Raw genomic sequence first — 13,646 nt, 5'->3', positions numbered from 1 at the left:
CGACAGTGGGGCGAGGTCAGCTGCTCTTCGTGCGATCAGCCCCGAGGTCGTCACCGTACCGATCGGGCGGGCCGCCGGCGGCGGCGACGTCGGTCACGGTGCCGCCGCCGTCGGTCATGTTCGAGCGCGACCCCGTCGCAGGATCATCGCTGCGCGGGTCGTGCTGGCTGGCGGGCTTCGAGTCGTCGTGCGGGTGCGTCTGGCTGGCGAGGCGTCGCCCGCGGTTGCCGCGCGAATGGTCGAGGGCTGCCTCGATGGCATCCGCCGCGCGCACGAGCGCGAGGTGCGACAGAGCCTGGGGCGTGTTGCCCGCGTGATGGCCGGTCGCGACCTCGATCTCTTCGGAGAGCATGCCGACGTCGTTGCGGTAGCCGACCAGGCGGTCCATGAGCTCGGTCGCGTCGTCGATCCTGCCCGAGCGCGCGTACTGCTCGGCCAGCCAGAACGAGCAGGTGAGGAAGGGGTTCTCGGTGCCGGTGAGGCCGTCGACTCCCGACTCGGTGCGGTAGCGCACGAGCAGGCCGTCTTTCAGCAGGCCGCCTTGGGAGACATCAGCCTCGATGGCCGCCACTGTGCCGAGCATGCGCGGATCGTGCGCGTCGACGTAGCCGACCTGCGAGAGCTGCAGCAGCGAGGCGTCGACCTCGTGCGACCCGTACGCCTGCGTGTAGGTGTTGCGCTCTTTGTCGAAGCCGTTGGTCTCGATCTCGTCGCGGACCTTCTCGCGCAGCGCCATCCAGCGGTCGACGGGGCCCTCGAGGTGGAACTGCTGCACGCCACGCACCGCCCGGTCGAGGGCGGCCCAGATCATGACGCGCGAGTGCGTGAAGTGCTGGGCCGGCCCGCGGATCTCCCAGATGCCGTTGTCGGGGCGGTCCCAGTTGTCTTCGACGTACTGCATGAGAGCGCGCTGCAGCGCCCACGAGTCGGCGCCCTCTTCGACACCGAGCTCGCGCGCGTCGTGGAGGGCGACCATCACCTCGCCGAAGACGTCGCCCTGGTATTGCGTGTAGGCGCCGTTGCCGGTGCGCACCGGCTTCGAGTCGCGGTAGCCGGGCAACTCGTCGATGGTGTTCTCGAGCAGATAGCGTTCGCCACTCAGGCCGTACATGATCTGCACGTCGGCCGGGTCGCCGGCGATCGCCCGCAGCAGCCAGCCGCGCCAGCCGGCGGCCTCGTCGGCGAAGCCGTGCAGGATCAGCGCCTGGAGGGTCATCGAGGCGTCGCGCAGCCAGACGTAGCGGTAGTCCCAGTTGCGGCTGCCGCCGAACTGCTCGGGGAGGCTCGTCGTGGCCGCGGCGACGATGCCGCTGGTGTCTTCGTGGGTGAGTGCGCGAAGCAGCAGCAGAGACCGGTGCACCTCTTCGTCGTAGGTGGCGGGCGCGTCCGAGTGGGAGGCCCACTCCTGCCACCACGCCACCGTCTCGTCGATGCGCTTGCCCGCGTCGATCGGGGCCGGCGGCTCGCGATGCGAGGGGTACCAGGTGAGGGAGAGGTCGACCGTCTCCCCCTCCTGCACCTCGAACGTCGCCTGGTGCGTGTGGTCGGAGGCGGTGAGCCGCGGCCCGCGCACGATCACGGCGTCGGGGCCGGCGATGGCGATGAGCGAGCCGTAGCGGTGCGCGTTGGCGGGGTCTTCAGTCGAGACGGAGGCGTTCGCGCTCCAGTCGTCGAGGGCGTCCTCGTCGGTCTGACGGATCCAGGGGATCGCCGTCGTGTACGCGAAGCGGATGCGCAGGTCTTCGACCATCGTGACGGTGCCCGAGATGCCCTTGACGCGCCGCACCACGTCCGCCCGGCGGTCGCCGTAGGGCATCGTGTCGATCACCTCGACCTCGCCGGTGGGCGTCGTCCACGTCGTGACCAGCACGAAGGTGTCGTCGATGTAGTGGCGGGTGGAGGTGGCGTTCGCGTCTTTGGGCGCCACGAGCCACCGCCCGGAGTCGTCGGTGCCGAGAAGCTTCGCGAACATCGACGCGGAGTCGAACCGGGGCAGGCAGAGCCAGTCGATGCTGCCGTCTTTTCCGACGAGAGCGGCCGTGTGGCAGTCGCCGATCAGTGCATAGTCTTCGATCGCGAGGGGCATGGCGCTCATCCAACCAGGCGAGTCGGTGGAACGGATGAAGGCGCGGCCAGGAACACCGGGCACCGCGACGTCACGCGAACAACTGCTGGTCGACCTGGTCGTCGAACACCCCGAGCAGCAGCCACTCGCCGGAGGCAGGATCGCGCGCGAGGTCGAACGTGCCGTCGACCCGGTGCGCGCCGTCGGTCAGCGGCAGCGCGTCGACCCGCCACACCGGCATCTCGACCAGATACCGCCCCTCGCCGCGGGGCGCCCTCGTGGCCGACCGCCACCAGTCGCGCCGGGTGACCCACACCTCGGGTGACGACACCACGCCGTAGACCACCCGCCGCCAGGTGAACCGCAGGGGAGCCCCGCCCTCGGTCGTCTCGACCGGAACCCGCTCGTCGATCTTCATGCTGACTCCGCCTTCATGTGCTCTGCCTCCAGGGTATTCGAAAGTATGTTCGAACACTATGGGCGGCCGCCGACATTCGGCGCGGCCTCAGCCACGGACTCCCGGTCCCGGTCTGAGCGCTCCCTTCTGGCCCCGTTCCGAACGGCGCAGGATCGAAGACATGAAGACGACAGCGCACACCATTCTCATCACCGGCGGCACCTCGGGCCTGGGCCTCGGCCTCGCCCAGCGCTTCCAGAAAGCGGGCAACAAGGTCATCGTCGCGGGGCGGCGCAGCGAGCTGCTCGACGAGATCGAGCGCGACAACGCAGGCACCGAGGCCTACCCGGCCATCGAAGGGCTTCAGCTCGACGTCGCCGACCCCGCGTCGATCGTGGCGGCGTTCACGGCGGTCACCACGTCGCATCCTGAGCTCGACGTCGTCGTCACGATGGCCGGCATCATGGAGCCCGAAGACCTCCACACGGCCGACTTCCTGGCCACCTCCGAGCGCATCGTCGCCACCAACCTGCTCGGCACGCTCCGCACCGTGGCCGCGTTCACCGAGTTCTTACAGCAGAAGCCCGACGCCGCCATCATGACCGTCTCGTCGGGGCTCGCGTTCGTGCCGCTCGCCGTGACGCCCACGTACAACGCGACGAAGGCCGCCGTGCACTCGTTCACCGAGTCGCTGCGCCTGCAGCTCGACGGCACCTCGGTCGAGGTGCTCGAGCTGATCCCGCCGGCTGTCGCCACCTCGCTGATGGGCCAGGATCAGGACACCTCCGGCGGCCCGATGCCGGTCGACGAGTACCTCGACGAGGTCATGTCGATCCTCACCGACCGCCCCGACGAGAAGCACGTGATGGTCGAGCGCGTGAAGTTCCTCCGCAACGCCGAGGTCGAGGGCCGCTACGACGACGTGCTGCAGATGCTCGCCGGTCGAGGTCACTGACCTCTCCTCCCCAGGCGCCGGTCCCGGGGCGGTTCTCCACAGGAGGCCGCCCCGGGCCGGCGCTTCGTCGTGCCGTCGGGCATGGTCGCAGGATGCCACCCGGTCGCCTCGAACCCCACCCCGCCCTTCTCGTCACGCCGACGTTCGACGACACGGCCGTGCGCCGCGCTGCGGCCCGCGGCGAGCTCGTCCGTGTCGTCGCCGGCCGCTACGTGCGGCGCGAGCACTGGGGCGCCTTCGACGCGCGCGAGCGGCACGCGATGCTCTGCCTCGCCGCCATCTCGCGCCTCTCGGCCCCCGTCGTGCTCTCGCACGCCTCCGCGGCGGCGCTCTGGGGCCTGCCGCGACTCGGCCCCTGGCCCGCGCGGGCGCACGTCACCGACCCCGCCCTGTCTCACGCGACCACCACGCGGTACGCCTCGTGGCACGTGGGTGCGCTGCCGCCTGGCGACGTGACCACGTCTCACGGCGTTCGCGTGACGACTCCCGAGCGCACGGCCCTGGACCTCGCGTCGACGACGACCTTCCGCCAAGCTGTCGTCTCACTCGACCACTGCCTCAGGACATCACTGGTGACGAACGACGAACTGCTGCTGCGGCTTGCTTCGAAGGGCACGATTCACGGTCGAGCGAAGGCGCTTCGAGCCATCGAGTTCGCCAACGCCAAGGCGAATCGGCCTGGCGAGTCACTCAGCCGGGTGGTCATCCACGAGTCCGGCCTCGTGGTGCCCGACCTGCAGCATCCCTTCACCGGCCTGTTCGGGCAGAGCGCCGACGTCGACTTCTTCTGGGAGCGAGAGGGGATCGTGGGGGAGTTCGACGGCGAGACGAAGTACCGCGACTCCGGCCGGTGGTCCGGGCTGCCGCCGGAGGAAGTCGTCATCCGCGAGAAGGATCGCGAGAACTGGATTCGGGCTCAGCCGGAAGTCCGCGGCTTCATCCGCTGGACATGGCGCGACGCCTTCGCCCGCGGCCGCCTCGCTCGGCTTCTGCTGGACAGGGGTGTCCCGCTCGAGTCCGGTCGATTTCGGTCAAAACGGTCGGTTTAAACCGACCGTTTTGACCGAAATCGACCGGAGTCGGGGCCCGCCCCGTGGGGCGGGGCGGGCTAGAGGTGCGGCATGGCGGCAGCCATGGCCGCCGCGGAGGAACGCGTCACGCCCGCGGCATCGGCGTGCGAACGCCAGCCGGCGACCGCGGCCCGCACCTCGTCGACGACCATCGAGGCCCCGGGCACGAGATGCCGGTCGGCCACCGCCATGAGGTCGGCGCGGTCGATGTCGCGGAAGCGGCCGTTGACGCTCATCAGGTGCTGGTACGTCCACTGCCCGTTCGGGTTGAAGGCGAAGGTGACGTCGTAGGCGGGCGCGAGCCCCCAGGATCCTGACGCAGAAGGCCCTGGCAGAAGGAACGAGAAGTTCTTCGTGTGGTCGTCGCAGTTCGCAGCCAGCACGTTGAACACCATGCGCCGGAAAGCCTGCTCGCGGGCATCGGGCCCGAGGCTGAGGGCCTCGATGGCCTGGAAGTACTGGGAGTAGTCGTGCGTCTGCCGCTGCCGGAAGTCGAGGTGGGCGAGGCCGCACAGCGTCAGCGCGTGCACCTTCGCCCCGTCGGATGCGCGGTCGTACCGCTTCGTCATGAAGTGCGCGCGGCCGTTCTCTTCGAGCAGGCGGCACTCGGTCATGTCGAGCCCGGCCTCGCGGGCCATCAGCGAGTAGGCGTACTCGACGCGCCCGTACTCACCGCCCGAACCGAGCTCGGCATCGCGCCCGACGCCGTCGAGCTTGATCAGCCAGAACTCGAAGCCCTGGTCGGCCGGCAGCTGGCCCGAGCGGATCTCGCCGGTGGCCGGGTTCCAGGCGATGACGGCCTTCGCGCGCGCCCCGCCGGCCGAGGTGCCGACCTGGATGAGGCTCTGGATCGCCGCCTCGGTCTCGCGGTCGCCCGCGAACCGCTCGTCGAGCACGCTGCGGGCCCCCTCGACGAGTGCGCTCATCTCGACGGCGGAGGCCACTCGCTGCCGCGGGCCCCGTGACGGGCGGAACTCGAGGGCGCCCATGGCGCGGCTTGCCATGTAGGCGAGGCGGTCGAGCGGGGTGACGTCGTTCTGCCGGATGCCCTGCCGGGCGAGCCACGCGTCGATGATGGCGTTGCCGAAGTCGTCGGGGAGGGCGTCGGCGAGCAGGGCGGGCAGCCGATGGTAGGTCGCCTCGGGGAGGGCCGGGTAGACGTGCCGCCGCCGGCTGATCGGCATCTCGAGGGGCGCCAGCTCGATGCCGCGGGCGACCCAATCGGGGTAGTACTCGAACACGTAGGCGCCGAGCCGCGGGTCGGGTGCGACGGCTCCGACACGGAGGCCCCAGGCAGTGACTTCGGCGGCGGCGACCGGCGTGTAGGCCATCAGACGCTCTTTCGCGGGCGGTAGACGCGACGGCGGGGCGTCTCGGCCTGCCCGCGCAGCACGTCGAGGGGGCTGACCGTGGGCTCGGGCGCCAGGGTGTCGAGCCAGGAGGCCGCGTCGAGGGCGCGCAGGATGCGAACGAGGGTGCGCAGAGTGCTGCCCCGCCCGTTCTCGAGGTTCTTGAGCGAGGAGAGGCTGACGTCGGCGAGCCGGGCGAGCGACTGCTGGTCGGAGCCGTGCTCGAGACGGAGCGACCGCACCTGGGCGCCCAACCGCGACTCCCACTGGTCTGTGGCGACATCGATGTTCTCTACAAAGGGCATGAAAACAACTTTAGCAGGCCATGGTGCCTTCAGTAGTGTCAAATCCAACTATTATAGATGAACTACTTCGTCGACTCGGAGACGAGCCCCTTCGCCACGAGTTGATCCCAGAGCCCGGCACCGTCGGGTGCGTACAGCCAGGGCACATTCGTGGTCCGCTCGTGCTCTTCGCCGCGCGATCGGCCACCGGCGAAGACCGCCTCGCTCGACGAGAGCTGGCGGATCGCGACGGCCTCGACGTTGTCGGGGTGTTCGCGGAGGAACTCGCCGTAGAGCTCTTCGTCGTGCTGCCCGTCGTCTCCGACGAGGAGCCACTTGAGATCGGGGAACTCGGCGGCCAGGCGGCGCAGCGACTGCTCTTTGTGCAGTCGGCCGCTGCGGAACCAGCGGTCGTGCGTGGGGCCCCAGTCGGTCAAGAGCAGTGGGCCCTGGGGGTAGAAGTTGCGGGTCAGGAATCGCGAGAGGGTCGGGGCGACGTTCCAGGCGCCGGTCGAGAGGTAGACCACCGGGCAGCCCGAGTGGGTCGTGCGCAGGCGCTCGTAGAGCACGGCCATGCCGGGCACGGGGCGCCTGGCGTGCTCGTCGAGCACGAAGGTGTTCCAGGCCGCGAGCAGCGGGCGGGGGAGAGCCGTCACCATCACGGTGTCGTCGATGTCCGAGATGATGCCGAAGCGCACGGTCGGGTCGATCACGAAGATGGGCGCCTCGACCTCGAGCGAGCCCTCGGTGCGAAGCGTGATGGTGTGCCAGCCAGGCGACAGGTCGACCTCGACCCGGGCGTCGACGACACCGCCGCGGTCAGCCGTGACGGGGTGCGTGACCCCGTCGATGACGGCCTCGACGACCACGGCGTCGATCGGCACGCTGGTGAAGCTGCGCCAACCGCGCACGTGCGTGTGCTCGTTCGACCGGCGCTCGCCCTCCTTCGTGAGCAGGACGCGGCAGAGGATGCGGATCCACCCCGGCCCGCCGTAACCCGAGTACGGCACGATGGTCGGGATCTGACCCCGCCGCCGGGCGTTGCGCTCTCGGAAGGCGTGCAGCGCGTCTTCTATGCGAGCGGCGCGGTGGAGCATCGGCTCCACGCCGCTGCCGACGACGCCGGAGGGCGCGTAGGTCTTACGGGAACCCAGCATCCGATCATTGTGGCACGCCCACCTCGGCCACCCGCCGAAATGAGCACCGCTCGGCGTGCTGCAGCGATTCGCCCGACACGCCCTCGAGCAGGTCGGCGTCGCCTTCCGTCTCGGGGTCGAGCCAGTCCTCCATCAGTTCGGCCCCGACGAGCACCGGCATCCGCGGGTGGATCTCGGCGAGGGGCCCGGACGAGTCGCGCGTGAGCACCGTGGTCGACAGAACCCAGCGCGCAGGATCCGACGCCGGCCTGGCCGGGTCACGCCACCACTCGTACAGCGCCGCGAAGAGCATGAGCTCACCCTCGGGCAGGGTCACGTACATCGGCGCCTTGGAGCCGTCCGGCTCGTCGGCCCATTCGTAGTACCCGGACGCGGGGATCACCGCCCGCCGACTGACGACCGCATCGCGGAACGTGGGCTTCTCGGCCGCCGTCTCGATGCGCGCATTGAACGCCTTCGCCCCCACGCGCGGGTCGTCCGCCCACGACGGAACGAGACCCCAGCGGGCCGCCGCCAGCCGCCGCACCGGAGGGCCGCCGGCGTCGTCGCCGCGCGGTGCGGCGTCGACGAGGAGACTCACCGGGGCAGTCGGAGCGATATTCCAGGAAGGCTCTGGAAGAGTGTCTCCCGTCACGTCCACGTCGAAGAGGGCCACCAGGTCGCTCGAGGCGCGCGACATCACGAATCTTCCGCACATGACCGTCAGTCTTCCAGCGGTCGCCGACACTCGCGTCGGTGAAACGGAGCGTGTCGTCGCAATCGCAAAAGGAGAACCCTTGCTCGTCACCGAGGTCAATGAAGCACTGCCCGGGGGATCATCACTACTGCGCAACGAGCCCGTCCAGGCCCGTAGCTCTGCGCGGCTCACCGGACTGCTCGATGCCGCGGCGTCGATCATCGACGAGATCGGGTTCGAGCGCCTCACCACGGCGATGGTCGCCGAGCGCGCCGGCGCGTCGATCGGCACCGTCTACCGGTACTTCCCCGACCGCATCGCCGTGGTCGAGGCCCTGGCCGTGCGGGGCGCGCAACGCTTCGTCGACCGCGTGTCGGTCGACGTCTCGGAGCGCGACATCACACGCTGGGCCGACTCGATCGACATCGTGATCGACGCCCTCGTCGAGATGTACCGCACCGAGCCGGGCTTCCGGGCCATCCGCTTCGGCGACTCCGAGACGGCCGACAAAGCCCTGACGGCCGACACTCGGCGACCGCTCGCCGAGCAGCTGACCACGTGCCTCGTCGACCGGTTCGGCATCGAGCGGACCGCCGACGTCGAGTTCGCGATCGAGGTGGCGACAGAGACGGGGAGTGCTCTCGTGGCGCGCGCGTTCTTCTCGGATCCTGCCGGCGACGCGCGCTTCATCGACCAGAGCCGCGCCCTGGTCTCGGGCTACCTCGACACGGCTCTGAACCACGCCCGCTGAATCCTTACGAGATCCTTCGGACTTCGTTACGTCGGATGGCCTCCGACTAACACCGCCGCTCGAACTGTGGTTCGCTTGACGCCCTGGCAAGTGTCGATTCGTGGATGTCACGAGGAATGAGCCACTCAATGATCGAATTCTCTTCCGTGACGAAGCAGTATCCTGACGGCACCCGAGCCGTCGAAGACTTCAGTCTCGTCATCCCCTCTCGCAAGACCACCGTCTTCGTCGGGTCGAGCGGCTGCGGCAAGACCACCATCCTCCGCATGATCAACCGCATGGTCGACCCGACCTCCGGCAGCATCCAGATCGACGGCAACGACATCGGCGGCCTCGAGGCGGTGGGCCTGCGACGCAGCATCGGCTACGTCATGCAGAACTCCGGCCTGCTGCCGCACCGCAAGGTCGTCGACAACATCGCGACCGTGCCGATGCTCAAGGGCGTCAAGAAGAAAGAGGCCCGGATCAAGGCGCTCGAGCTGATGGACACCGTGGGCCTCGACCGCGCCTTCGCCGAGCGCTACCCGAGCCAGCTCTCGGGCGGTCAGCAGCAGCGCGTCGGGGTCGCGCGCGGCCTCGCCGTCGACCCCAACATCCTGCTCATGGACGAGCCGTTCGGCGCCGTCGACCCGCTCGTGCGCTCCGACCTTCAGGAGGAGCTGATCCGCCTGCAGCGCGACCTCGACAAGACGGTCGTGTTCGTCACCCATGACATCGACGAGGCCTTCTATCTCGGCCACCAGGTCGTGATCCTGAAGAAGGGCGGCCACATCGCCCAGGTCGGCACACCCGCCGAGATCCTCTCGAACCCCGCCGACGACTTCGTCGCCACCTTCATCGGGGCGAACCGCGGCAAGCGCGCCCTGCACATCGAAGAGACCCCGACGGGCTCGATCCTCGTCGACGACGACGGGCGCCCCGCCGGCACCCTGACGGGCTCGGTGCCCACCGTCCGCGCGGGCGGGGCAGCGGGCGGCGACCGGTGAGCTGGGTCCTGTCGAACGTCGGCTACGTCGGCTCGGCCTTCCTGGCCCACCTCGAGCTCAGCATTCCGCCGATCGTGCTCGCCTTCGTCATCAGCGTGCCGCTCGGATGGGTTGCCAACCGCTATCGCATCTTCCGCGGCACGATGCTCACCGTGGCCGGCCTGCTCTACGCGATCCCCTCGCTGCCTCTGCTCGTGGTGCTGCCCCTCATCATCGGCACGCCCATCCAGAGCCCAGTCAACGTCATTGTGGTACTGACGCTCTACGGCATCGCGCTCATGGTGCGGAGCGTGGCCGACGCGCTCGAGTCCGTCGGCCCCGACATCGCGCAGTCCGCCACCGCCGTGGGCTTCAGCCCGTGGGGGCGCTTCTGGGCCGTCGACTTCCCCCTGGCGGGCCCGGTGCTTCTCGCGGGAATGCGGGTGGTGGTCGTGAGCACGGTCAGCCTCGTCACGGTGGGCGGCGTGCTCGGGATCCCCGGTCTCGGCGCCCTGTTCACCGACGGCCTGCAGCGGGCGATCATCGCGGAGATCGTGACCGGCATCGTCCTCACCGTCGCACTGGCACTCGTGCTCGACTACCTCCTGGTGCTGCTCGGTCGCCTCCTCATGCCGTGGACCCGCGCGACACGGACTCCGACGGCACGCGCCGCACGCCGGATCCTGGTGGCCTCGTGAACTTCGTCGGCAGCGCTCTGCAGTACATCTTCACGCCCGGCAACTGGGCGTCGACGGTCGCCAATCCCATCGGCGCCCGACTCGGCGAACACCTCTGGTACACGCTTCTCTCCCTCGCCATCGCGACGGTGATCGCCATGCCGATCGGCCTTCTCATCGGCCACACCGGTCGAGGCCGACAGGTCGCCGTGCTCGTCTCGGGAGGCGCTCGGGCGCTGCCGACGCTCGGTGTCATCACACTTCTCGCCGTCATCATCGGTGTGGGTCTCCGCGCACCGCTCATCTCTTTCGTGATCCTCGCCATCCCGTCGATCCTTGCCGGCGCCTACTCCGGGCTCGAGGCCGTCGACCGGCAGACGGTCGACGCCGCGCGAGCGATGGGCATGACCGAGTGGCAGATCCTCACACAGGTCGAGGTGCCCCTCGGGCTCCCTCTCATCATCGGCGGGCTCCGGTCGGCGACGCTTCAGATCGTCGCCACGGCGACTCTCGCCAACTACGTGGGCGCCCTGGGTCTCGGGAGCTTCATCTTCCTCGGCCTCGGCAACAACGACTACACGACGATGCTCGTCGGCGCGATCCTCGTCGTAGCTCTGGCCATCGCATTCGAGATCGTGTACTCGGTCGTGCAACGCCTCGTCATTCCGGCCGGCGTCCGCGCCGGCCGCACACAGAACGTCCGCTCGCGATCAGCCCGGTCGCGAACGGTGGTGGGTTCCCCACTCCAGGAAGGAAACGAATCATGATCACAGCGAAGAAAGGCCGGCTGGCGCTCATCGGCGCCGTCGCGATCGGGGCCGTGGTGGCCTTGGCAGGGTGCTCGTCCAGCAGTCCGCTCAGTTCGGGCAGCGGTGGGGGAGGCAAGATCGTCGTCGGCTACCAGGCCTACTACTCCGACCAGATCGTCGCCGAGGCCTACGCCCAGGCCCTGACGAATGCCGGGTTCAGCGCGTCCACCAAGTCGAGCGGCCAGCGGTCCGCCTACCTGCCCGCCCTCAAGGCCGGCGGCATCAACGTCATCCCCGACTACTCGGGCGGTGCTCTGCAGTTCTACGAGCCCAGCGCCACCGCGCTCTCGGAGTCGCAGATCGAGACCGAGCTCAAGTCGAAGCTGCCGTCGAACCTCCGGATCCTGACCGCGGCGGCCGCGACCGACCAGGACACGTACAGCGTCACGAAGGCCTTCTCCGAGAAGTACGGCATCACGAGCATCGGCGACCTCAGCAAGTATCCCGGCACCGTCACAGTCGGGGCGAACGCCGAGTTCGCCACGCGCCCGTACGGCATCCCCGGGCTGAAGAGCGTCTACGGCGTGACCGGCACGGTCAAGGCGATCGCCGACTCGGGTGGCGCGAACACCGTCGCAGCGCTCAAGAGCGGCCAGGTGCAGGTGGCCGACATCTACACGTCGAGCCCCGCCATCAAGGCGAACGACTTCGTCGTGCTGAAGGATCCGAAGAACATGATCCTGCCGCAGAACATCATCCCCATCGTCGATAAGAACGTGAACTCCAAGGCAGCGGCCGTCATCAACAAGGTGCAGGCCAAGCTCACGCAGGACGAGCTCGTCAAGCTCAACGACGAGAGCGTGACCACCAAGGAGCAGCCTGCGACGACGGCCAAGAAGTTCTTGAAGAGTTCGGGCATCGTCAAGTAGCGTCGTCGAGAATTAGACAACACCTGTTTTTTTAGCACGGTTCGAAGGGCGGTCACGCGGGTAGAGGCACCCGCGAGGCCGCCCTTCGTCACGATTGACGCAGTATCTCGACGTCGAGACTCTCGGTGTCGAGAAATCCCTGCGTTCATCAGGGTTTTGGCAGGTTGTGCGCTCCGTTTGATCGTTTGTGCAGACCTACGCTCGACGAGTGAACGAAATCCTGAGCCCGCTGATCCTGTCGCGCTGGCAGTTCGGCCTCACGACGATCTATCACTTCCTGTTCGTCCCTCTGACGATCGGGATGGGATTCACCGTCGCCGTCTTCCAGACCGCCTGGTACCGCAGCGGCCGCGCCCACTATCTCCAGCTGACCAAGTTCTTCGGCAAGATCTTCCTGATCAACTTCGCCATGGGCACGGTCACCGGCATCGTGCAGGAGTTCCAGTTCGGCATGAACTGGTCGAACTACTCCCGCTTCGTCGGCGACGTCTTCGGCGCCCCGCTCGCCCTCGAGGGCCTCCTGGCCTTCTTCCTGGAGGCGACGTTCATCGGAGTGTGGATCTTCGGCTGGGATCGGGTGCCGAAAGGCATCCACTTGACGGCCATCTGGGGGGCCACCGTCGGCAGCGTCCTCTCGGCCTACTTCATCATCGCGGCGAACTCGTTCATGCAGAACCCGGTCGGCTATGAGATCGACAAGGCCACCGGCCGAGCGCAGCTGACCGACATCTGGGCCGTCCTCACCAACAAGGTCGCTCTCACGGCCACTCCGCACGCGCTGTTCGCCTGCTTCATGGTGACCGCCGCCGTGATCGTGGCGACCGCCGCCTGGCACCTGGCGCGTGGCCAGCACCTCGACACGATGCGCCCGGCCATGCGGTTCGGCCTCTGGATGATGGTGGCGAGCGGTGTGCTCACCCTCCTCTCGGGCGACCAGCTCGGCCTCGCGATGGTCGAGACGCAGCCGATGAAGATGGCTTCGGCCGAGGCGTTGTATCACACGGCCACCGGCTTCAACGCGTCGTTCTCGGTCTTCAGTCTCGGCACGCCGAACGGCTCGAGCGAGATCTTCAGCATCCGAGTGCCCTACCTCCTCTCCTTCCTGTCGACCCACACCTTTACCGGCACCGTCGAGGGCATCGACAACCTGCAGAAGCAGTACGTCGCCGCCTACGGGCCCGGCGACTACCACCCGATCGTCTGGATCACCTACTGGTCGTTCCGCTGGATGATGGGGCTCGGCATGATCGCGATCCTGATCTCGCTGCTCGGCCTCTTCGTCATGCGGAAGGGCCGCATGCCGAAGAGCAAGTGGATCTGGCGCGTCGGCACCTGGAGCTTCCCGCTGCCGATGATGGCCATGACCATCGGCTGGATCTTCACCGAGATGGGGCGGCAACCCTGGCTGGTCTTCGGCCTCTTGAAGACGAGCGCCGGTGTCTCGCCGGGCACGACCGGCATCGAGGTCTTGATCTCGCTGATCTTGTTCACGGCGATCTACGGCACCCTCGGCGTCGTCGAGTACCGGCTCATCATCAAGGCCGCCCAGAAGGGCCCGGACGAGCCGACGAAGGTCGACGAGATCACGGGCAAGCTCCTCCACGAAGCGACGGTGTACTGAG

Annotated in this window: 14 protein-coding genes; 8 read left to right on the top strand and 6 right to left on the bottom strand. The window is 68.3% G+C overall.

All coding sequences use genetic code 11. The features are described 5' to 3' along the window. Positions 1-16: 16 nt before the first annotated feature. Positions 17-2,086 (bottom strand): glycoside hydrolase family 15 protein, encoded by a 2,070-nt coding sequence (locus AX769_RS14375; RefSeq protein ID WP_082764081.1) that lies wholly within the window; start codon positions 2,084-2,086, stop codon positions 17-19. A gap of 70 nt (positions 2,087-2,156) precedes the next feature. After that, on the bottom strand, positions 2,157-2,483 hold the full coding sequence (locus AX769_RS14370) for a DUF6504 family protein (RefSeq protein ID WP_066280650.1): 327 nt from the start codon (positions 2,481-2,483) through the stop codon (positions 2,157-2,159). 160 nt (positions 2,484-2,643) lie between these two features. Between AX769_RS14370 and AX769_RS14365 the strand changes: the two genes are divergently transcribed. Continuing rightward, positions 2,644-3,417 (top strand): SDR family oxidoreductase, encoded by a 774-nt coding sequence (locus AX769_RS14365; protein WP_066280648.1) that lies wholly within the window; start codon positions 2,644-2,646, stop codon positions 3,415-3,417. 92 nt (positions 3,418-3,509) lie between these two features. After that, the gene (locus tag AX769_RS14360) at positions 3,510-4,466 is read left to right on the top strand and encodes a hypothetical protein (protein WP_066280646.1); all 957 of its coding nucleotides are present in this window, start codon (positions 3,510-3,512) and stop codon (positions 4,464-4,466) included. A 59-nt stretch (positions 4,467-4,525) separates the two neighbouring features. On the opposite strand, the gene AX769_RS14355 is transcribed toward AX769_RS14360, so the two are convergent. The 4 genes from AX769_RS14355 to AX769_RS14340 all read right to left on the bottom strand — a co-directional run bounded on the left by AX769_RS14355 (position 4,526) and on the right by AX769_RS14340 (position 7,974). Beyond that, a complete protein-coding gene (locus AX769_RS14355) occupies positions 4,526-5,818 on the bottom strand; it encodes a type II toxin-antitoxin system HipA family toxin (protein WP_066280644.1) in 1,293 nt (430 codons plus the stop codon). Further along, positions 5,818-6,141 (bottom strand): helix-turn-helix domain-containing protein, encoded by a 324-nt coding sequence (locus tag AX769_RS14350; protein WP_082763832.1) that lies wholly within the window; start codon positions 6,139-6,141, stop codon positions 5,818-5,820. The genes AX769_RS14355 and AX769_RS14350 overlap by 1 nt, the downstream gene beginning before the upstream one ends. A gap of 62 nt (positions 6,142-6,203) precedes the next feature. Then, positions 6,204-7,277, bottom strand: a complete 1,074-nt coding sequence (locus AX769_RS14345) for an App1 family protein (protein WP_066280638.1) — start codon at positions 7,275-7,277, stop codon at positions 6,204-6,206. Between the two features lie 4 nt (positions 7,278-7,281). Continuing rightward, positions 7,282-7,974, bottom strand: coding sequence for an SOS response-associated peptidase (locus AX769_RS14340; protein WP_157887641.1), 693 nt, complete (start codon positions 7,972-7,974; stop codon positions 7,282-7,284). 79 nt (positions 7,975-8,053) lie between these two features. On the opposite strand from AX769_RS14340, the gene AX769_RS14335 reads away from it, so the two are divergent. The 6 genes from AX769_RS14335 to AX769_RS14310 all read left to right on the top strand — a co-directional run bounded on the left by AX769_RS14335 (position 8,054) and on the right by AX769_RS14310 (position 13,645). Further along, on the top strand, positions 8,054-8,704 hold the full coding sequence (locus AX769_RS14335) for a TetR/AcrR family transcriptional regulator (protein ID WP_066283734.1): 651 nt from the start codon (positions 8,054-8,056) through the stop codon (positions 8,702-8,704). A gap of 128 nt (positions 8,705-8,832) precedes the next feature. After that, positions 8,833-9,690, top strand: a complete 858-nt coding sequence (locus AX769_RS14330; RefSeq protein WP_066280634.1) for an ABC transporter ATP-binding protein — start codon at positions 8,833-8,835, stop codon at positions 9,688-9,690. Beyond that, positions 9,687-10,367, top strand: coding sequence for an ABC transporter permease (locus tag AX769_RS14325; RefSeq protein WP_066280631.1), 681 nt, complete (start codon positions 9,687-9,689; stop codon positions 10,365-10,367). The genes AX769_RS14330 and AX769_RS14325 overlap by 4 nt, the downstream gene beginning before the upstream one ends. Then, positions 10,304-11,113: an ABC transporter permease gene (locus AX769_RS14320; RefSeq protein WP_239451798.1), complete on the top strand. Its 810-nt coding sequence runs from the start codon at positions 10,304-10,306 to the stop codon at positions 11,111-11,113. The genes AX769_RS14325 and AX769_RS14320 overlap by 64 nt, the downstream gene beginning before the upstream one ends. Then, complete coding sequence (locus AX769_RS14315) at positions 11,110-12,024, top strand: ABC transporter substrate-binding protein (RefSeq protein ID WP_066280628.1); 915 nt, start codon at positions 11,110-11,112, stop codon at positions 12,022-12,024. The genes AX769_RS14320 and AX769_RS14315 overlap by 4 nt, the downstream gene beginning before the upstream one ends. A gap of 208 nt (positions 12,025-12,232) precedes the next feature. After that, positions 12,233-13,645 (top strand): cytochrome ubiquinol oxidase subunit I, encoded by a 1,413-nt coding sequence (locus AX769_RS14310; RefSeq protein WP_066280626.1) that lies wholly within the window; start codon positions 12,233-12,235, stop codon positions 13,643-13,645. The last annotated feature ends 1 nt before the right edge of the window (position 13,646 follow it).

It is taken from the genome of Frondihabitans sp. PAMC 28766, assembly GCF_001577365.1.
Lineage (GTDB): Bacteria > Actinomycetota > Actinomycetes > Actinomycetales > Microbacteriaceae > Frondihabitans.
The sequence above is the reverse complement of the archived record's forward strand: the minus strand, read 5'-3'. Positions and strand labels throughout refer to the sequence as shown.

What these genes read in the sequence shown, in the direction of transcription:
- AX769_RS14360 (WP_066280646.1), top strand. Translation starts at nt 3,510, where the DNA reads ATGCCACCCGGTCGCCTCGAACCCCACCCCGCCCTTCTCGTCACGCCG.
- AX769_RS14345 (WP_066280638.1), bottom strand. Translation starts at nt 7,277, where the DNA reads ATGCTGGGTTCCCGTAAGACCTACGCGCCCTCCGGCGTCGTCGGCAGC.
- AX769_RS14315 (WP_066280628.1), top strand. Translation starts at nt 11,110, where the DNA reads ATGATCACAGCGAAGAAAGGCCGGCTGGCGCTCATCGGCGCCGTCGCG.
- AX769_RS14330 (WP_066280634.1), top strand. Translation starts at nt 8,833, where the DNA reads ATGATCGAATTCTCTTCCGTGACGAAGCAGTATCCTGACGGCACCCGA.
- AX769_RS14365 (WP_066280648.1), top strand. Translation starts at nt 2,644, where the DNA reads ATGAAGACGACAGCGCACACCATTCTCATCACCGGCGGCACCTCGGGC.
- AX769_RS14355 (WP_066280644.1), bottom strand. Translation starts at nt 5,818, where the DNA reads ATGGCCTACACGCCGGTCGCCGCCGCCGAAGTCACTGCCTGGGGCCTC.
- AX769_RS14340 (WP_157887641.1), bottom strand. Translation starts at nt 7,974, where the DNA reads ATGTGCGGAAGATTCGTGATGTCGCGCGCCTCGAGCGACCTGGTGGCC.
- AX769_RS14350 (WP_082763832.1), bottom strand. Translation starts at nt 6,141, where the DNA reads ATGCCCTTTGTAGAGAACATCGATGTCGCCACAGACCAGTGGGAGTCG.
- AX769_RS14375 (WP_082764081.1), bottom strand. Translation starts at nt 2,086, where the DNA reads ATGCCCCTCGCGATCGAAGACTATGCACTGATCGGCGACTGCCACACG.
- AX769_RS14370 (WP_066280650.1), bottom strand. Translation starts at nt 2,483, where the DNA reads ATGAAGATCGACGAGCGGGTTCCGGTCGAGACGACCGAGGGCGGGGCT.